The sequence below is a fragment of the Ottowia caeni genome, assembly GCF_050821495.1.
GTDB lineage: Bacteria > Pseudomonadota > Gammaproteobacteria > Burkholderiales > Burkholderiaceae_C > Ottowia > Ottowia caeni.
The window spans coordinates 1,301,086-1,318,540 of sequence record NZ_CP151080.1 but is presented as its reverse complement, the minus strand read 5'-3'; the positions used below and the strand labels follow the sequence as shown (position 1 = coordinate 1,318,540).

Sequence of the window (17,455 nt, the reverse complement as noted above, 5' to 3'; positions counted from 1 at the left end):
ACAATTCTGCCCTCATGCACAGCCATACCACGAGCGATTTCGATTTCGCACTGCCCCCGGAGCTCATTGCTCAACACCCTGCCACGGACCGCAGCGGGTCTCGCCTGCTTGACGGCGGTGGCTCCGCCCCCGTGGATCGCCAGTTCCGCGAACTGCCGACACTCATGCGCAAAGGCGACCTGATCGTGTTCAACGACACCCAGGTGGTCAAGGCGCGTCTATTCGGAGAAAAGTCCACCGGCGGCAAATTGGAGTTGCTCATCGAGCGCGTATTGACGAACCACGAAGTGGCTGCCCACATGAAAGTGAGCAAGAAGCCGGGCGTGGGCGATGTGTTGCATCTGGCCGGTGGCGCGCAAGCCGTGTTGCTCGGCCGCTGGCCCGACGCGAACGGCGCTCTCTTTCACCTGCGAATTTCGTGCGAACCTTATGCGCTGATGGCGGAGCACGGCCACGTACCGCTGCCGCCCTACATCACGCATGCCGACACGCAGGATGATGTCTCGCGCTACCAGACCGTGTTCGCCAGCAAGCCAGGGGCCGTGGCCGCCCCCACGGCCGCGCTGCATTTCGACGAAGCCATGCTGGCACAACTGGAGGCCGCTGGCGTACAGCGTGCTTTCGTCACCCTGCACGTGGGCGCCGGCACATTTCAGCCCGTGAAAACCGAAAACATCGCGGAGCACGTGATGCATCGCGAGCGCTACCATGTGCCCGAAGCCACCCAGGCGGCCATCGCCGACTGCCGTGCGCGCGGCGGTCGCGTGGTAGCCGTGGGCACGACCAGCGTGCGCACGCTGGAGTCCTGGGCACAAAGCGGAGAGGCCAGCGGCGACACCGGCATTTTCATTACGCCCGGATTTCGCTTTCAGGTGGTCGATGCGCTGCTCACCAACTTCCACCTGCCGCGCAGCACCCTGATGATGCTCGTCAGTGCCTTCGCGGGTTACGAACATGTCATGGGCCTCTATGCCCACGCGGTGCGCGAGAAATATCGCTTCTTCAGCTACGGAGATGCCATGTGGCTCGTTAGACGCCAGGCATCGGCTTGACTTTCCCCTGCCCGGAGCCAAAGCGCACAGATCGGCCCGACGCAGGCAGTGCGATGCACGATAATCACCCTTTTTGCCGGCCCCGCGCAAATCTGCGCCCGGCCGCGCCTGACCTCAACGGTATCCCTGGCCCCTGGCGCCCATGAGCAACTACACCATTCCTACCGACGACCTGACCCAGGAACTTCAACGCATCGGCGCGCTGATCGCGACTGGACAACTGCCGCCAGCCGCGCAGGCCCTCACCGACGCCCGCAAGCGCTATGGTGACGATGCGCGCATCTACATGCTCGGCTCGCGGCTGGCAGAAAAGGCGGGCAACGCTACAGGCGCCCTCCAAGCGGCGGAGCGGGCACAGAAAGCCGCCCCCGAGTGGCATGTTGCCACCATGGAACTCGCCATGCTGCTCGCGCGCCAGGGGAAACACCCGCAAGCGCTGGCCCAGGCGCGCAAAGGCGTGCGACTCGCCCCCGATGATCTGGACGTGGTACGGCGCGCCGCCGGGATTGCCATTCAGGCAAACGACCTGAACGCCACTGTGGCGTGGCTGCGCAAGGCGGTCTCGCTGAAACCTCGCGACCGTCTTTTCCGCACGCTACTGGCCAAACAGCTGCTTCCCTTCGGCAAGCCCGAAGAAGCCTTCGCGATGTACGAGGAGCTGGTACTTGAGCAACCCTGGGAGACCGAAACGCTGGTCGGGCGCGCCCAGGCTGCGTTGGCACTGGGCCGGCTTGATCAGGCTCGGCAAGACGCAGAAGCGCTGCTTCAGCTGGAGCCCGGCAACACTTCGCACCAGTACCTGCTGGCCCAGGCGCGAGGAGAGCAGCCCGCCACTCAGCCCGAGGAAAACGTCAAGGCCCTGTTCAACGGCTTCGCGGAAAACTTTGACATCACCTTGTGGCGTCATCTGGAATATCGCGTGCCGCAAATGGCCGCCGAAATTCTCCTGAAAGCCCACCCAGACCGCAAATTCAACCTGCTCGATCTGGGCTGCGGCACCGGCCTGGTAGGGGTCTGCCTTGGCCGCATTGACGGCTTCATCATCGGCGTCGATCTTTCCGAGGAAATGATCCGCAAGGCTGCACAACATAACGTGTACGAGCGGTTCCATCAGGTCAATGTGCTCGACGCACTTCGTGACACCCCGAGTGACCACTACGAAGCCATCACCTGCTGCGACGTTCTGGTTTATGTGGGAGACCTCTCAAGCGTTGTTCCGAACGCCTTGCGCATTCTCAAACCCGGTGGTCACTTTATTTTCTCCTGCGAAGCCGCCGGAGAAGACGAACCGGACATGATTCTTCGACCTACCGAGCGTTACGCCCATAAACCCTCTGCCGTTCGCCGCCTGTGCGAGCAGGCCGGCTTCTCGGAGGTCATCATTGAAGATTTGCCGAGCCTACGCAAAGAAGGTGGGCAGCCATTGCCGGGCTTCCTTGTCACAGCCCGAAAAGAATCTGTAGCGAGCTGAAATCGAACCCATGCTGCGCTTCGATCTGCTGACCAAAGACTCTCACAGCCATGCCCGCCGTGGGCGGCTGACGCTGAACCACGGCGTAGTCGAAACTCCGATTTTCATGCCTGTGGGCACCTACGGCACGGTCAAGGGCGTGATGCCGCGCAGCCTGCATGAAATGGGCGCGCAAATCATTCTGGGCAACACCTTCCACCTGTGGATGCGGCCCGGGCTCGACATCATTCACTCGTTTGGCGGGCTGCACGAGTTCGAGAACTGGAACAAACCTATCCTCACCGATTCCGGCGGGTTCCAGGTCTGGTCACTGGGAGAAATGCGAAAAATCAGCGAGGAAGGCGTGAAGTTCTCCTCGCCGGTCAACGGGGACAAACTGTTCCTGACGCCCGAGATCAGCATGCAGATCCAGACCACATTGAACAGCGACATCGTCATGCAGTTCGACGAGTGCACCCCCTATGAAATCAAGGGACGACTCACGACTGAGCGCGAGGCGCAGGCTTCCATGGAGCTTTCTCTGCGCTGGGCCAAACGCTGCCAAGCCGAGTTCGAGCGGCTGGAAAATCCGAACGCGCTGTTCGGCATTGTGCAAGGCGGCATGTTTGAAAACCTGCGGCAGGCCTCGCTTGAGGCCTTGGTCGAGATGGATTTTCCGGGCTATGCCATTGGCGGCGTCAGCGTCGGAGAGCCCAAGGAGGACATGCAGCGCCTCACTGCCTACACTCCCCACCGCCTGCCCGAGAATAAGCCGCGTTACCTTATGGGCGTGGGGACGCCGGAAGACTTGGTCTACGGCGTGCAGCATGGCGTAGACATGTTCGACTGCGTCATGCCCACCCGCAACGCACGCAACGGTCACCTGTTCACGCGCTACGGCGATCTCAAGATCCGCAACGCACGACACAAGAACGACCCCAGCCCCATTGACGAAAGCTGCACCTGCCACGCCTGTGCAGGCAGTTCAGGTGTAGCCTGGAAAGATGGCGGTCGCGAAGGCTTCAGCCGCGCCTACCTGCACCACCTGGAGCGCTGCGGAGAAATGCTAGCTCCCATGCTCGCCACGGTGCACAACCTGCACTACTACCTTCAGCTGATGAGTGAGGTGCGCGCTGCACTGGACGCGGGCACTTTCACGGAATTCGTGACGCGTTTTCATTCTGAACGCGCTCGCGGGGTGTAGAGCACCTGGTCAGCGGTCAACGACCGCTGATACGTCAGACCATTCAGGTAGAAATAACCATTCCAAGCTGACGCTCGCACGCCGAGAGCGAATTCGCCTGCGCGGTTTCATACAGCGCGATTTCATCGAGAACTGGTGCACCCAAGGCATCTTCAAAATCTCTTTGATGACCTGCCACGTCGTAGCTTGCACGAACCTCGGAGCCAAGGTTTGAGCGAAAAATGCCCGCAGCACTCACCGGCAAAAAATCTTCATAAGTGATAGGCGACAGGTCTAGCCACTCCCCTGAGACAAGTTGACTCAGGTCTGCACCAGCCGGGGGAGACTGCTCCGCAACGCGCTTCGAGTTCACTTCAAAGCGGAAGAATGCAAGCCCCTGTTTGAACAGCTCCTTGGCATCGTCAGGAAAATCGGCAAAGGCTCTTGCGACCCCCTCTGCAGGTGTGGCAGAACCTGAAGCCGCCGACCGCCGTTTTGCCAGCAACTCATCGTAGAGCGCCCTTCCTTTGCGGGTGAGCGCACAGCCACGCTGTTCCACCTCCCCAAATCGGGCTGTGTGCGTGCCGTCACCACCGTCCCCAATGAAGCGGATTGATTCCTCAAGCGCCAAAAAGCTGGTTTGGCGAAGCAATATCGGAAATGCCCTGCGAGGCGGCCCCTCAATCACGTCCTTGGCGCGCAGTCCAAGAGCAGGCATGCCTTCCTGCACCAAGTCAATGTCCAGAGTTCTGGGAGTCAGGTGATTGATGTGAGGGCCTTTGAAGCAAACAATGTCGGCGACCAGGGCATGGGCAGCGCGTAACTCACGATAGGTTGCCAGGTCGACAGTTGCTTCGCGATGCCATTTGAACGTCTCGAGCAATTCACTGATGAACTCGCGGGCATCCTCGCTACCCAGGCCACCTTGCTGTTCTGCCTGTTCAAGCAGCGCGAGGCAGCGCGCCGTAAAAATCTTCCGCTTCGCCAATATTTCCTGCGCCCGCTGCCTCAGGTCCGGATCGACAATGAGCTCGAGCCTCAGCAGCGAAGTGAACACCCGAAAGGGGTTGTGTTCAAGCGATGAATCGCTAATGGGCCTGAAGGCGGTGGAATGTACGGGAACCCCGGCCGCAGAAAGATCGTAGTAGCCCACCGGCTTCATGCCCATCAATGCGAACAGCCTCCTGATGGTCGCCAATTCGGCCGGAGTGCCGAGCCGAATCGCACCATGACGCTCAACCTCCAGGCGGTCGATCTCACCGTCCCGTCGCATACGTCGGGCCAACTGAGCATCTCGAGACAGAGCCGTCTCATTAACTTTCGCGACAAGGTCACACAAGGTGCCGTACTGGGGAACTTCGGTCCTGTACAGGTCCGACATGGCACTCGAGAACAGCGTGCGAATGTCGTCAGGATGCATGTGGCTCATGATGTAAAGAGGGTTCTACTGAATTTCGATTTTTGCATCGACCGCAATCTTTTTGAACTTGGTCATGTCGCTCTTGATTCGCATGTTGATGGCTTCTGGCTCCATGAAATCCGGAACAAAGCCAGCATCGAACATCGAGTCTTTAACACTTGGATTTTCGATGGCCTTTCGTCTCGCCGGGCCCCAATCTGATTGAAGTGGTGCTCTGAAGAACATCACATCTCAATCTATCGAGAACGTCAAACGCCGGCCTCCACCCCAGTGAACACAGTCAATACGCCGGTGTATCCGTAGATATGATGCCGTGCAATTTCGCCACCCGCAAAAAAACCAACGAGAGGCACGTCGCCAAGGGCTCGGCGCAAGATTTGCAGTTCCGCACTAGGGGCGCCAAAGTGCGGACCTCCGCGGCCGGTGCAGCTCACATAGATAGCTCCCGCAATCCGGCGGGCTGGATGTGGCGCCGAATCGAGGTGTGAGGCTGCTAGTGCAGCGGCCGTGGATTCAGCGAGTTCTTCAGGCTCCAACTCCTCGCGAATCTCTGCACAGATCCGAATGAGATCCGCGCGAGCGGCTTCCGCGTTGCGCTGACAGAACGCGGCCCGCTGGCCGACACTCGGCCGCTCGGCAATGGCCACGCCTCGGCGAGCGGGATCCAGCCCGATGATGTGGCGGACCACAACGTCTGCACCGAAGTTGCCGGCTCGCCGCACCGCCTGCTCGCCCGGGCTGGACAAGCCCACGAGCGTGCGACGCACGACCTCCAGTGCCTCGCGCGGTTTCTCCAGATTGACCCCAAGATCTCTTAGCAGAACATCGAGTGCAGGTTCCCCATCAAGCGAAATCAGCACGTTGTCTTCGGCCGCTGTGATGGTGCGCTCAGGTGCCACGGGCTGGCAGCCCTGCGTCACGCGTGAAACCAGGCGCACGCCCTCACCGAATGCCACGCCTGAGAGACCGCCCGAGAACACGCCGGTGGCAGCTCCCTGCCCTCTTACGTTCCCGTTGCCGCCAACGGCGAACTGTACTGCCCGGGTGCGACTGGAGGTCAGTCCGCCAAACAGATAGCCAGACCCCGTGGCACCGGCGAGTTCTGCGACGAGGTCGGCAAGGTCCGGTGTCTGCGGATCCGCATGGACCAACGCCGTGAAGGGCTCGAAACCCAGGCTGGCAGAGAGCGGCGCCACCCCGGAGAACACGCGATACTGATCACTCGGCAGTTCACACAGCATGACACTGAGAGCTGGCTCATCAATGTATTCGGCATTGTTGGCCGCCACCCCAATGCCGACCGTGCCCGACCAATCAGTCACCTCAGGTAGCTCCGCGCTCAGGTGATCAAGAATCTCTCGCGCATGGGAAGCGTAGTGATCGGTGATGTAGATCAACCCAAGTGTGGGGGCGCTGGCGTATTCAGGGAGCGCCATCAGGGCTCTGATCTGAGCCAGCACCAAGCCAGCCGCCATGATCCACTGCGGATGGGTGGCGTGGCCGTGAGGAAATAATTTCATGTCGTTGCCCGACCTGAAGGCGCGACTTTCAACATGCGCCAGGAGGGGGTAAAAATGGAAAGGAATTCAGTTCGCAGTACGCTTGGTTGAAATGGTAGTTATTGATAGTCCCGCAATTCACGACACGCCGCCACGCCCGAGGGAGCGGGGGCCTCTTCAGGATGGCGGCTGTTGCCATGAACAATGAAAACCTCAATAAGCCAATATTGACATGCCGCCCCTCAGCGCCGCTTGAATGGCGGCGGGAGCGGCCAGCCTCCTGCGGCTGGCGGGGCTGCCTTCTTGGCTGCGGCCTTCTTTGCAGTCGTCTTACTGGTGGCGGCTTTTCCTGCCGCCGGCTTTTTCGTCTTGGCTGATGCTGTCGCTTTACCGGCCGAGCTCTTTCGAGGCATTTGACTCGCTGGTGCGGCCGCGGGCGCCGAAGTGGCTGACGCAGCGGCAGTCTGCGCTTGAGAAGCGGCTTCACGCATGGCGTTGGCGGCAATTTGCTGAAATTGATTCGTCAGCGCTCCCCACCATTGCAGTGGGTCGGCCGCTCCACTGGCTGGGGCCTGGGCGGAGGCCTCAGCCGACTTATCTGTACTTGGAGAGGGCTTCTTCGCCTTTGCCTGAGGCGATGGCTCGGGCGTCTCCTCCGGCTCCGGATCTTCCTCAAAGCCACTCTCGGTCACACTTTGCGATTCAGTGGTGGACGCAGAGGAAGCAGCTTGCGACGTGGCAGCCCCAAATGGCCAAGGCTGGGAAGCAGCCGGTTCGCTCGGCTGTGCCGAGGGCTCAACGGGGGCTGTGCGCACCGTAAAGGCCTTGGCCACCTCGGCCATGCTCATGTTCATGCCCGCCAAGGTGGCGAGGGTCATCTTCTGCACCTCCAGCGCCTGGATGGTGGCCTTCAGTGCCGTGGAGTTTTGCTCCAGCCAGAAAAGAACCGCCTTCAATTCCTTGATGCGTTTCTCGAGCTCTTCCTCGCTGACGGTGGGCGCCACCCAGTTTCCCAAACCACCTAGAGGCCCCATGGCTTCCTTGCCGGCGGTAGCCTGACTTTTCACGAGGTTCTGAAGAAAATCGAAACCGGGAATGAATTTGCCAAATGCCGATATACCAGGATCACTCATGGCAGCGCCTTTCATGGTCAGAAGAGGTGTGTCGAGCCACCGGCGCATGCCGAGCGGCGTACGCGCAGCTTAACCGAAAGCCGATGGAAAGAAACGGTTTCAGGCTCAGTGCTTGTGGCTATTGGCCTGCGCGTTCACCGCACGCACCGGAACGGAAAGTTCCGCCTTGCTTTCCACACCTTTGGAATCCTTGAAGGTTAAGGTGACTGGCACGGTGGAATCTGCGGCCAGGGGAGCTTTCAGATCAAGAAGCATGACGTGATAGCCGCCGGGTTTGAGCTCAACGGCCTTACCCGCTGGGATCTGAAGTTCCGGCACGGCACGCATTTTCATGACATCGCCTTCCATGGCCATCTCATGGATCTCTGTAACACCAGCCGACGGCGAGGCCACGCCGACCAAGCGCGCGCCGTCCTTGGCTGTGAGTGTCATGAAAGCGCCGGTGGCTTTCTGGCCGGCCACGGTAGCGCGAACCCAAGCATTGTCGACGTGCACGCCCTGTGCGAATGCAGCGGAAGCAGTGAACGCTGCAGCCAGCATGACGATGGAAATGAGTGGGGATTTAATCGAACGCATGCAAGAAACTCCTGAAATCAAAAGAGGAAGGGCCCCACCAAAACCATGGAAGGGGCACAAGAAACTTTGGGATGCCCTGCATAACTCCCTGCGGTCGGTGGCAGCACGGCCTCGGGCGATCTGCTGCGTTGCTTTTCTTGCCAATAGCTGGGCTATTGGCTGCAAAAAGACGCCTTGCGCCTCATCCCGATCCGCACTACCACCGACTCGCGAGGGTTATGCAGGACATCCCTAGACTTCAAGAGAAACGGGCGGGCCCCTCGCGGGCAGCGGGGCGCCTAGCAGCTCCAGAACCGGCTCAGGGGTGCGCGGGGCCAGAACTTGGGCCACGCCCATTGGCGGAACTGGCAAGGCTGCGGATGCATGTGGCGGAGTGTTTGCCAAAAGACACAGCGCGCAATCCAGAGTGTGGGCGCGGCTGGTATCGGTCAGCTCCTCGCCGGTGTCGGCCACCAGCTTGATGGAGCCGTTGGCACTGCAAACCATCTGCACAGCTTGCGGGTTCACCAGCGGTGAAGCTGCTGCCACGCCGAGGACCAATGCGAACCATGCCAGCATGAAGCGGGCGATTCGATGGTGCATGCGCTGATGCGAGAGGCTTGACAGCATGGGGGGATTATCGGTCAAGCAGAAATGGCTTGACGTACTGGCTTGACGTTCTAATATTTCGGCGCTCGGCGCTCACGCAGGGAGGCTACGCCTTCGTGAACATCAGGGCCGCCAAAGCCCATGAATTCGAGCGCCAGTGACGTGTCGAAGCTGGGGCCTGCCTGCCTGTACCAGTTGTTGAGTGAATACTTGGTCCAGCGCAGAGCTGTCTGGCTGCCGGCAGCGAGCTTATCCGCGATTTCGTAGGCTTTGTCGAGCAGTTTGTCGTCATCGACGGCTAGGGAAACCAAGCCAATGCGCTCGGCCTCTTCCCCGGTAACCGCCTCACACAACATGAGGTAGTACTTGGCTTTAGCCATGCCGCACAGCAGCGGCCAGCAGATCGCGGCGTGATCACCTGCTGCCACGCCAAGGCGTGTGTGGCCATCAACGATTTTGGCCGTTCTGGCTGCCACAGATATGTCGGCCAGCAGCCCCGCCACCAGCCCCGCACCCACGGCCGGGCCGTGCATGGCACTGACGATGGGCTTGTCGCAGTTGATCACGTTGTAGACCAGATCGCGCGCCTCTTTCCACACGCGGGTGCGGACGGCGAAGTCGGTGGCCATGTCCTGCACCAAGGCCAAATCACCGCCACCTGAAAAACCCATGCCTTCACCACGGAGCACGACGGCACGCACACTGTCGTCTTTGTCCACGTCGCGCCAGATTTCGCTCAGCTCCCAATGCCCCTCATGGCCGGCCGTAGGGAGCTTGCCGTTCTGGGCCTTCATCTGCAGGTCAATGACCGCGTTATCCTTGCCACGGCGCGAGATATTGAGGGTTTGATAGCGGCTGTAGTCGATGGTTGGGGCGCTCATCTGAGTTCTCCTGGGTTTCTTGTAATACGCTGATATTAGCCGCGCGGCCAGCGATCGCTAAGCCCCAGTTTCCTGACCACTTGCCGTTCCCGCGACAATCCTGCCCAAAACAAGCATTCCCGTCGCTCTTTCATGCCACCTGACGCCAAACCGCCTTCGCCTTCAGCCGCTGAGTTTTCTTTATGGCGGATCGCTGTGCCTGTGTTCAGCCCCTCGGTGTTGTTCGGTGTGAGCGAGGGCGCCATTCTGCCGATCATTCCCCTTACGGCGCGCGAACTTGGCGCGTCTGTGCCAGAAGCTGCGCTGATCGTCGCGCTGATAGGAATCGGCTCACTGCTCAGCAACGTGCCCGCGTCGCTGATCACGATGCGCTGGGGCGAGCGTTGGGCCATGGTCGCCGCCGGCGTCTGGAGCGCCTTGGGCATGCTGCTTTGCCTGTGGACCCAGCATCTGGGCCTCTTCGCAGCGGGTTGCTTCATGGTGGGCATGTCCCACGCCGTGTACCACCTCGCCCGCCAAAGCTACCTCACAGAAGCCGTACCCATTGCATACCGCGCACGCGCACTCTCCACGCTCGGTGGCGTGATGCGGATTGGTATGTTCATCGGCCCGTTCCTGAGTGCCGGTGTCGTTTACAAGTTTGATCTGGGCGCCGCCTACGTCATTGGCATGGCGACCGCCATGGCAGCCGCCGCCATCGCGATACGGATCCCGGACCTGCCCACGCCAGCACCCTCGGCCGAACCAACCAAGGCGGCTCCAGTGACTCTGTTCTCGACGCTGCGTGACCACAGGCACATTTTTCTCACCATAGGGTGCGGAGTCTTGCTGGTTAGCGCCGTGCGTGCATCGCGGCAGGCCGTCATACCGCTGTGGGCAGACCATCTTGCGCTGACGCCCGCAGCCGCATCCTTGATTTACGGTTTATCCAACGGGATCGATATGCTCGTGTTCTACCCCGCGGGGAAGATCATGGACCAGTTTGGCAGGCACTGGGTGGCCGTGCCTTCGATGCTGATCATGGGCACTGCCCTGCTGCTGATGCCACTCACCACGGGTTTCTGGCCGCTATTGTTGGCCGCGCTCGCGATCGGCTTCGGCAATGGCATTGGTTCGGGCATGATCATGACCCTGGGAGCCGACCACTCACCAAGACATGGTCGCGCCCACTTTCTGGGAGCCTGGCGACTGATGTCGGACATCGGCGCCTCATGCGGCCCCATACTCCTGTCTGCCTTGGCTGGCGCCTTGTCACTGGCCGCAGGGATTGCAGCCACCGGCGGACTGGCGCTTGTTGCAGCGGCGATTTTGGCGCGCTGGATCCCTAAGAAAACTCCGGGTTAGGCGCAGTCAGCGACTTCCTGCTCAATCGCGCCGAAGATCGAGTCTCCGTTCTTGCCCTTCATCTCAATGCGAATGGTGTCGCCCGCCTTCATGTAGCCGGTCTTGGCAACGCCGTCCTGAATGATTTCCATGGATCGCTTTTCTGCGATGCAGCTGTAACCCTTAGGCCACTCGCGACGATCGTTATTTTCAACGCCCTGATTGCTCACCACGCCGCCACCGACAATGGTGCCAGCCCGCAGGCGACGGGTCTTGGCGGCATAGGCGATCAGTTGACCAAAATGAAACTGCATATCTGGCCCTGCCTCGCAGAATCCCACCTTGCGGCCGTTCCAGGTACTCTGTAGCGTCAGGTGCACGCGGCCCTCTTGCCAGGCGTCGCCGAGTTCATCGGGTGTGACGGCAACCGGGCCAAACGCAGTGGCGGGCTTTCCTCGCAGAAAGCCTGACCCCTTGACCAATTCATCGGGAATCAGTCTGCGCATGGTGATGTCGTTCGCAAGCATGAGCAGGCGCACCGACTCCAAGGCAGCATCAGACGTGCAGCCCATGGGCACTTCGCCAGTGACCACGGCAAGTTCTGCCTCGAAATCAATACCCCACTCCTCCCGCATACCCGCAATATCGTCGCGCGGACCCAGGAGATCATCGCTGGCGCCCTGATACATCAGCGGCTCGGTGAGTTGGCGTGGCGGCATCTCGGCCCGGCCCTGGGCACGCGCGAGTTCCTCTTGGTTGATATAGGCCGAGCCAAGCCACTGAAATGCGCGCGGTAGCGGTGCCATGCACTGACGCGGATCAAAAGCGAAAGGGTGTCGCGCCCGGCCGGCATTCAACGCTTCATACAGGTCCTGCAACTGGGGCGAGAGAAAATTCCAGTCGTCCAGTACCTGCTGCAGGCGGCTGGCAATGCCGGTTGCATAATGGGCTGAATGCAGGTCACGCGAGACGACAAGCAATTGGCCGTCGCGCGAGCCGTCCTTATAGGTGGCCAGTTTCATGAAAATGCATATAGTGGTGAAAAATCATTCTATTGCAGCCAACTTCGGGCGCTCCGCGTGCACTATGCGTGCTGACAGTCAGCGCAAAAAGTACAGTTGACGGGAATTACCCCGTCCACCTTGAATTGCGCTCGCGCGTTGCCATATGTGAGAGGAAAGTATTTCTAGCCTCGCCCTGAAAGGAGCCCCTTCCATGAACACACTCTACGATTCGGAATCCTTCGCGGTTGTCCACTTGCTGCCTGAAGCCCCTCAGGGTCCTGATGTCCCTGCGGGCAGCCCTGCGCTCACCCGCCACGGGTTCGAAATCGTGGACAAGCGCTCAGGCAAGGAGGTTTACCTCGACGGCCTGTGGGCAGAGCTTTTCCAGCAGCGTATCTCTGCATGGCAGGAAAACACCCCCACTCAGGAAGAAGTCGAAGACACCCTTGAAGGCTATGCCGAACTAGCGCAGAACCCCGTCGTCCTTCATTGAACCGTAAGTAATGAGTTTTCGCTCATCCCTGAGGGTCGACTACGCTGTGCGCACCCGCTGTTTCGCCTGGCTTGCTGTGTGCGCTATCTCGATGCTAGCTGCATGCACGCAAGCGCCGTTGCTAGGTGTCTTGCCGCAGCCCCAGTTATCGCGTCTTTCGAGGCTTTTACCGGCCGACACCTTGCTGCTGGGCGAGCAGCATGACGCCAAGGAGCATCAGCAGTTGCAGCGCCAAATGGTTGAATGGCTGGCAGCAAAGGGAACTCTTGCAGCGCTGACCTTGGAAATGGCGCCGCGTGGCAAGGACACTCGTGCTCTGACGCCCACTGCCTCCGAATCGCAGGTGCGGGCCGCGCTCGACTGGAACGAGGCGGGTTGGCCTTGGGACACCTACGGTCCTGTGGTCATGACTGCGGTACGGGCGGGCATACCGGTGGTGGGAGCCAATTTGCCAACCACCCAGCAACGCAGCGCCATGCAAGACAGCACGCTGGATCAACGACTACCCCCCGCCGCCTTGCTCACACAAAAGGAACGCATCCGCGAGGGCCATTGCGGTTTGCTCCCCGAGACCCAGATCCTGCCCATGGCCCGCATTCAGGTTGCACGCGACATTTCCATGGCGCAGAGCATTGAGCAAGCCTTGCAACCAGGCCGTACCGTCTTGTTGATCGCTGGGAACAACCACGTGGAGCGTGGAATGGGCGTGCCTGCACACTTGCCAGCCCATATCAACGTGAAGGTGATTTCTGCCAAGGCGGGCGCCTCTTCAGATAGGGCTGCATCGGCCCCGAAAGAGCATCAAGACTTGGCAGCTGACATGATCTGGCCCACCGCTGCATCGCCAGCCAAGGACTACTGCGCGCAAATGCGTCAAATGTGGCGGGCGGCACCGTCCGCCACCGGTAAAACGCCTGCTCAGCAGCAGTGAGGCAGGTTGAACCTAGATCCAGTTGACCGCTTGCAATCTTCAGGAAAGCCGCATGAACACTCGATTTCTATGCTCCGATAACGCTCACCCATTTGGTGAGAGCGCTACGCGCCCGATCAGGCCGCCCTCGGGCACGGTGGCGGCGTTGCTCGTTCTTGCAGGCACGAGCCTGCCGCGTCCTCACGCCTTGCCAGCGCACCCGATGACGACCTGCTCGGGCGCGTCCAACCGGATCTAGGTTGAACATCTCGGCGTGGTGAAGATGGTGTCGGCTCCTGCGACAATCGCCTGAATGCAAGACACTTACATCCTCACCCTTTCGTGCCCCGATCGCAGGGGTATTGTTCACGCTGTTTCAGGATTTTTGCTGGAGCGCGGCGGCAACATTGAGGAAGCAGCCCAGTTCAATGACACGGACACCGGGCTGTTCTTCATGCGCGTGCAGTTCCGTTGCGAATCCATCGGCGCCGACGAACTGCGCCAGCAACTGAACACCATGGCCGCGCCCTTCGACATGCGCTGGCAGTTGCACGAGCAAGCGCAACCCATGCGCTGTGTGATCATGGTCAGCCGTGAGGGGCACTGCCTCAATGACCTGCTGTTCCGGTGGAAGAGCGGACTGCTACCCCTGGACATCCGCGCAATCATCAGCAACCACCGCGATTTCTATCAGCTAGCCGCGAGCTATGATGTGCCGTTCCACCACGTGGTGATCAACAAGAGCAACAAAGCGCAGGCTGAAGCGCGTCAGATGGAAATCATCGACTGCGAAGGCGCTGAACTGGTGGTATTGGCGCGTTACATGCAAGTCCTCTCAGATGACATGTGCCGCAAGCTCTCTGGCCGAGCCATCAACATTCACCACAGTTTCCTGCCCAGCTTCAAGGGTGCCAAACCCTACTATCAGGCACATGATCGCGGCGTAAAGCTGATCGGGGCCACCGCACACTACGTGACGGCCGAGCTGGACGAAGGCCCGATCATTGAGCAGGATGTGGCGCGCGTGGACCATACCTACACCGTGGAAGACCTGACGGCTGCTGGCCGGGACACGGAAAGCCAGGTGCTGGCGCGTGCAGTCAAGTGGCACAGCGAGCACCGAGTGCTGCTGAACGGCCACAAGACCGTAGTGTTCAGGTGACGCTGGGGGCGCACGCTAAGGAGCAAGCAAATGACTGGTGCTGAAACCGACGCAAAAAAACCGTCAGCCCCCTCGAACCACGAGCTACAAGCACGAGTCATTCCTGCGCTGAAGGAGGTTTTGCCAGCCCACGCCCTGCTCTGGACTGCGGAGCAGACCACGCCCTACGAGTGCGACGGCCTGACCGCATACCGGCAGCGCCCGCTGGCCGTGGCGCTGCCCGAGACTTACGAGCAGATTCAGCAGGTGTTGAAGACCTGTCACCAGCTGAACGTGCCCGTTGTGGCGCGCGGAGCAGGCACGGGCCTCTCAGGTGGTGCCATGCCGCATGCCAGCGGGGTGACACTCTCACTGGCAAAATTCAACCAGATCCTGAGAATAGACCCCCTGGCCCGTACAGCGCTTGTGCAATGTGGTGTGCGCAATCTGGCCATCAGCGAAGCCGTGGCTGCCCACGGACTTTATTACGCACCGGATCCCAGCAGCCAGATTGCCTGCACCATCGGAGGCAACGTGGCAGAAAACTCCGGGGGCGTGCACTGCCTCAAGTATGGGCTGACCTTGCACAACATTCTCAAGGTGAAGGGGTTCACCATAGAGGGCGAACCGATCGAACTCGGCAGCGAAGCACTGGATGCACCCGGATACGACCTGCTGGCTATTGCGGTTGGCAGTGAGGGGATGCTGGCGGTCATGACCGAGGTCACGGTCAAGCTCACCCCGAAGCCACAGCAAGCGCTGTGCATCATGGCCAGTTTTTCAGACGTAAGGCACGCTGGCGACGCCGTAGCCGCCATTATCGCGGAGGGCATCATTCCTGCAGGTCTGGAGATGATGGACAAACCCATGACTGCGGCCGTGGAAGATTTCGTGCACGCGGGCTACGACCTTGATGCCGCAGCCATTTTGCTGTGCGAGAGCGACGGCACACGCGGCGAGGTGGAAGAAGAGGTCGCCCGCATGGAACAAGTGTTGCGCAAATCTGGCGCCACCCGCATCACCATCAGTTCCAGCGAGGCCGAGCGCCTCAAGTTCTGGAGCGGACGCAAGAATGCGTTTCCGGCCTCCGGACGCATCAGCCCAGACTACATGTGCATGGATTCGACCATTCCCCGCAAGCGGCTGGCCGACATTTTGCTGGCGATCCAAGACATGGAGAAAAAGTACGCATTGCGTTGCTGCAACGTGTTCCACGCGGGCGACGGCAACCTGCATCCCCTGATCCTGTTTGACGCCAACGACCCTGACCAATTGCACCGGGCCGAGCTTTTCGGCGCCGACATACTGGAAACCAGCGTGGCCATGGGCGGCACGGTGACTGGCGAACACGGTGTTGGCGTGGAGAAGCTCAATTCCATGTGCGTACAGTTCTCTGCGGCCGAGAACGAGCAAATGCTGGGCATCAAGCGCGCCTTCGACCCTGCAGGCCTGCTCAATCCCGGCAAAGTGATCCCGACCCTTCAGCGCTGCGCCGAATACGGAAAAATGCTGGTACGTGGTGGGGCGCTACCGCACCCAGAGCTGGAGCGGTTCTAATTCCGTGGATTTTGCGCAGGAGCGGCTTTAGAGCTTCCCAGGGTCCTTTCGGCGCCCGGCGTTCCGGAAAGAAACAAAGGGGGTTTGCTTGTAGGAGCGGCTTCAGCCGCGATTGGCTTCCTTCGGAGCGCAAGACGCCAGTGATGACGGTGACCCTTCGCGGCTGAAGCCGCTCCTACAAAGGCAGGGATGATGGAGGCCGTTTCGGGCTTTCAAAGTTTTGTTTCTCATGAGGGCGTCGCCAGAGTTTGTGGCACGCCCTACCTGAGCTTATCCCTGAGCTTGAGGCGGCGACGCTTGCGCACCCGACTCTTCACCCACCCACTGAGCAAAGGATGCCAACGCATGCGAACTGGGCAAAGCAACAATGGCTGGCAAGTCGTACGGATGGTGCTGCAGGATCGCTGCCTCCAGAGCCTGGTAGCGATCTGAAGCGGTCTTCAGGAGAATGCGCCATTCGGTGCCCTGCTGAATCGCGCCTTCCCAGCGGTAAACGCTTTCAATGGCATTGATCTGCGCGCAGGCAGCCAAACGTTTTTCCACCAGCACGCGGGCCAGTGCCTGAGCGTCGGCCTGGTTGGCCACGGTGGTGAGAACGATCAAGACGCCCCCCGATGGTGGTGCAAGTTTGGTCATATTGGAGATGGAAACAAAAGTGGAACGCGTGATAAAACCCGAAGGAGGGCGCGGGTGACCATGCCGGGAAACGGACCTAAGTCCACATCCCAGTACACTATAGGGTTCCCTCAGCCTCTGGACAAACACCATGAACCGCTGGTCGAATCCGCTCTACCTGCTCTGCACCGTGACGCTTGCGCTTGCAAGCCTGCTCGTCAACCTCAGCGCCCAGGCGCAAGTGCGCAATTTCCCGAATGATGTCGCGCGCGGCACTGTCACTTTCGTGGCACCGCCACAAGTATTGGTCAACAACCGGAGCGAATTCCTGGCACCCGGCGTGCGGGTGCGCAATGAGCAAAACCTGCTGGCATTGACCGGCTCGCTGCTCGGCAAGACCTTCCTGGTCAATTATTTGCGCGATCCGGCCGGTCTGATCCGTGAAATCTGGATCTTGACACCTGACGAAGCCGGCACATCAGCCAGCGGCTCGACTTCAGGCGGCGGAACACCTGCGCTTTATCTGGGCGGCTGACCCCCTCTTAGAGCGCGTTCAAAGTCTCCTCCCGCTGAGACTTTAACCACCCTCTTAGTCGCCGGCCCACGAGGCCCTTCTCGTCTCTTGATCTT

General features: G+C 60.3%; 18 protein-coding genes. 10 read left to right on the top strand and 8 right to left on the bottom strand.

Annotated elements, in window-relative coordinates; genetic code table 11:
• Positions 1-14: 14 nt before the first annotated feature.
• From queA to tgt, 3 genes are all read left to right on the top strand, one after another.
• Entirely contained in the window at positions 15-1,052 is a 1,038-nt protein-coding gene (gene queA / locus AAAK34_RS06400; protein WP_231693532.1) for a tRNA preQ1(34) S-adenosylmethionine ribosyltransferase-isomerase QueA, read from the top strand.
• Between the two features lie 142 nt (positions 1,053-1,194).
• Positions 1,195-2,523, top strand: a complete 1,329-nt coding sequence (locus AAAK34_RS06395; protein ID WP_231693533.1) for a methyltransferase domain-containing protein — start codon at positions 1,195-1,197, stop codon at positions 2,521-2,523.
• A gap of 10 nt (positions 2,524-2,533) precedes the next feature.
• A complete protein-coding gene (gene tgt, locus AAAK34_RS06390) occupies positions 2,534-3,706 on the top strand; it encodes a tRNA guanosine(34) transglycosylase Tgt (protein ID WP_231693534.1) in 1,173 nt (390 codons plus the stop codon).
• A gap of 43 nt (positions 3,707-3,749) precedes the next feature.
• Here tgt and hglS read toward each other — a convergent pair whose 3' ends face one another.
• The 6 genes from hglS to AAAK34_RS06360 form a co-directional block, all read right to left on the bottom strand.
• Positions 3,750-5,114 (bottom strand): 2-oxoadipate dioxygenase/decarboxylase HglS, encoded by a 1,365-nt coding sequence (gene hglS / locus AAAK34_RS06385; RefSeq protein WP_431777853.1) that lies wholly within the window; start codon positions 5,112-5,114, stop codon positions 3,750-3,752.
• A 239-nt stretch (positions 5,115-5,353) separates the two neighbouring features.
• On the bottom strand, positions 5,354-6,625 hold the full coding sequence (locus AAAK34_RS06380; RefSeq protein WP_231693537.1) for an FIST N-terminal domain-containing protein: 1,272 nt from the start codon (positions 6,623-6,625) through the stop codon (positions 5,354-5,356).
• A gap of 221 nt (positions 6,626-6,846) precedes the next feature.
• Positions 6,847-7,737, bottom strand: a complete 891-nt coding sequence (locus AAAK34_RS06375; protein WP_231693538.1) for a PhaM family polyhydroxyalkanoate granule multifunctional regulatory protein — start codon at positions 7,735-7,737, stop codon at positions 6,847-6,849.
• A gap of 105 nt (positions 7,738-7,842) precedes the next feature.
• Positions 7,843-8,313, bottom strand: coding sequence for a copper chaperone PCu(A)C (locus AAAK34_RS06370; protein WP_231693539.1), 471 nt, complete (start codon positions 8,311-8,313; stop codon positions 7,843-7,845).
• A 231-nt stretch (positions 8,314-8,544) separates the two neighbouring features.
• Positions 8,545-8,922, bottom strand: a complete 378-nt coding sequence (locus AAAK34_RS06365) for a DUF2946 family protein (protein ID WP_431777852.1) — start codon at positions 8,920-8,922, stop codon at positions 8,545-8,547.
• Positions 8,923-8,972: 50 nt separating this feature from the next.
• Positions 8,973-9,782: an enoyl-CoA hydratase/isomerase family protein gene (locus AAAK34_RS06360; RefSeq protein WP_431777851.1), complete on the bottom strand. Its 810-nt coding sequence runs from the start codon at positions 9,780-9,782 to the stop codon at positions 8,973-8,975.
• Positions 9,783-9,914: 132 nt separating this feature from the next.
• Here AAAK34_RS06360 and AAAK34_RS06355 point away from each other — a divergent pair, with 132 nt between their 5' ends.
• On the top strand, positions 9,915-11,126 hold the full coding sequence (locus tag AAAK34_RS06355; protein ID WP_231693541.1) for an MFS transporter: 1,212 nt from the start codon (positions 9,915-9,917) through the stop codon (positions 11,124-11,126).
• On the opposite strand, the gene AAAK34_RS06350 is transcribed toward AAAK34_RS06355, so the two are convergent.
• Positions 11,123-12,127: a fumarylacetoacetate hydrolase family protein gene (locus tag AAAK34_RS06350; RefSeq protein ID WP_231693542.1), complete on the bottom strand. Its 1,005-nt coding sequence runs from the start codon at positions 12,125-12,127 to the stop codon at positions 11,123-11,125. The genes AAAK34_RS06355 and AAAK34_RS06350 overlap by 4 nt on opposite strands.
• A gap of 193 nt (positions 12,128-12,320) precedes the next feature.
• Between AAAK34_RS06350 and AAAK34_RS06345 the strand changes: the two genes are divergently transcribed.
• The 5 genes from AAAK34_RS06345 to AAAK34_RS06325 are packed head-to-tail and all read left to right on the top strand — an operon-like array spanning position 12,321 to position 16,210.
• Complete coding sequence (locus AAAK34_RS06345) at positions 12,321-12,602, top strand: BTH_I0359 family protein (protein WP_231693543.1); 282 nt, start codon at positions 12,321-12,323, stop codon at positions 12,600-12,602.
• Between the two features lie 10 nt (positions 12,603-12,612).
• Positions 12,613-13,533: a ChaN family lipoprotein gene (locus AAAK34_RS06340; protein ID WP_431777850.1), complete on the top strand. Its 921-nt coding sequence runs from the start codon at positions 12,613-12,615 to the stop codon at positions 13,531-13,533.
• 52 nt (positions 13,534-13,585) lie between these two features.
• Positions 13,586-13,771, top strand: a complete 186-nt coding sequence (locus tag AAAK34_RS06335) for a hypothetical protein (protein ID WP_431777849.1) — start codon at positions 13,586-13,588, stop codon at positions 13,769-13,771.
• A 54-nt stretch (positions 13,772-13,825) separates the two neighbouring features.
• Positions 13,826-14,674, top strand: a complete 849-nt coding sequence (gene purU, locus AAAK34_RS06330; protein WP_231693545.1) for a formyltetrahydrofolate deformylase — start codon at positions 13,826-13,828, stop codon at positions 14,672-14,674.
• A gap of 30 nt (positions 14,675-14,704) precedes the next feature.
• Positions 14,705-16,210, top strand: a complete 1,506-nt coding sequence (locus tag AAAK34_RS06325) for an FAD-linked oxidase C-terminal domain-containing protein (protein WP_231693546.1) — start codon at positions 14,705-14,707, stop codon at positions 16,208-16,210.
• Positions 16,211-16,480: 270 nt separating this feature from the next.
• Here AAAK34_RS06325 and cutA read toward each other — a convergent pair whose 3' ends face one another.
• Positions 16,481-16,846: a divalent-cation tolerance protein CutA gene (gene cutA, locus AAAK34_RS06320; protein ID WP_431777848.1), complete on the bottom strand. Its 366-nt coding sequence runs from the start codon at positions 16,844-16,846 to the stop codon at positions 16,481-16,483.
• Between the two features lie 130 nt (positions 16,847-16,976).
• Between cutA and AAAK34_RS06315 the strand changes: the two genes are divergently transcribed.
• On the top strand, positions 16,977-17,360 hold the full coding sequence (locus AAAK34_RS06315; RefSeq protein ID WP_231693548.1) for a hypothetical protein: 384 nt from the start codon (positions 16,977-16,979) through the stop codon (positions 17,358-17,360).
• The last annotated feature ends 95 nt before the right edge of the window (positions 17,361-17,455 follow it).

Coding starts and splice junctions, on each gene's coding strand:
- AAAK34_RS06395 (WP_231693533.1), top strand. CDS start 1,195: ATGAGCAACTACACCATTCCTACCGACGACCTGACCCAGGAACTTCAA.
- AAAK34_RS06335 (WP_431777849.1), top strand. CDS start 13,586: ATGAACACTCGATTTCTATGCTCCGATAACGCTCACCCATTTGGTGAG.
- AAAK34_RS06365 (WP_431777852.1), bottom strand. CDS start 8,922: ATGCTGTCAAGCCTCTCGCATCAGCGCATGCACCATCGAATCGCCCGC.
- AAAK34_RS06380 (WP_231693537.1), bottom strand. CDS start 6,625: ATGAAATTATTTCCTCACGGCCACGCCACCCATCCGCAGTGGATCATG.
- AAAK34_RS06340 (WP_431777850.1), top strand. CDS start 12,613: ATGAGTTTTCGCTCATCCCTGAGGGTCGACTACGCTGTGCGCACCCGC.
- tgt (WP_231693534.1), top strand. CDS start 2,534: ATGCTGCGCTTCGATCTGCTGACCAAAGACTCTCACAGCCATGCCCGC.
- cutA (WP_431777848.1), bottom strand. CDS start 16,846: ATGACCAAACTTGCACCACCATCGGGGGGCGTCTTGATCGTTCTCACC.
- AAAK34_RS06355 (WP_231693541.1), top strand. CDS start 9,915: ATGCCACCTGACGCCAAACCGCCTTCGCCTTCAGCCGCTGAGTTTTCT.
- AAAK34_RS06370 (WP_231693539.1), bottom strand. CDS start 8,313: ATGCGTTCGATTAAATCCCCACTCATTTCCATCGTCATGCTGGCTGCA.
- AAAK34_RS06315 (WP_231693548.1), top strand. CDS start 16,977: ATGAACCGCTGGTCGAATCCGCTCTACCTGCTCTGCACCGTGACGCTT.
- AAAK34_RS06345 (WP_231693543.1), top strand. CDS start 12,321: ATGAACACACTCTACGATTCGGAATCCTTCGCGGTTGTCCACTTGCTG.
- purU (WP_231693545.1), top strand. CDS start 13,826: ATGCAAGACACTTACATCCTCACCCTTTCGTGCCCCGATCGCAGGGGT.
- AAAK34_RS06375 (WP_231693538.1), bottom strand. CDS start 7,737: ATGAGTGATCCTGGTATATCGGCATTTGGCAAATTCATTCCCGGTTTC.
- AAAK34_RS06350 (WP_231693542.1), bottom strand. CDS start 12,127: ATGAAACTGGCCACCTATAAGGACGGCTCGCGCGACGGCCAATTGCTT.
- queA (WP_231693532.1), top strand. CDS start 15: ATGCACAGCCATACCACGAGCGATTTCGATTTCGCACTGCCCCCGGAG.
- AAAK34_RS06360 (WP_431777851.1), bottom strand. CDS start 9,782: ATGAGCGCCCCAACCATCGACTACAGCCGCTATCAAACCCTCAATATC.
- hglS (WP_431777853.1), bottom strand. CDS start 5,114: ATGAGCCACATGCATCCTGACGACATTCGCACGCTGTTCTCGAGTGCC.
- AAAK34_RS06325 (WP_231693546.1), top strand. CDS start 14,705: ATGACTGGTGCTGAAACCGACGCAAAAAAACCGTCAGCCCCCTCGAAC.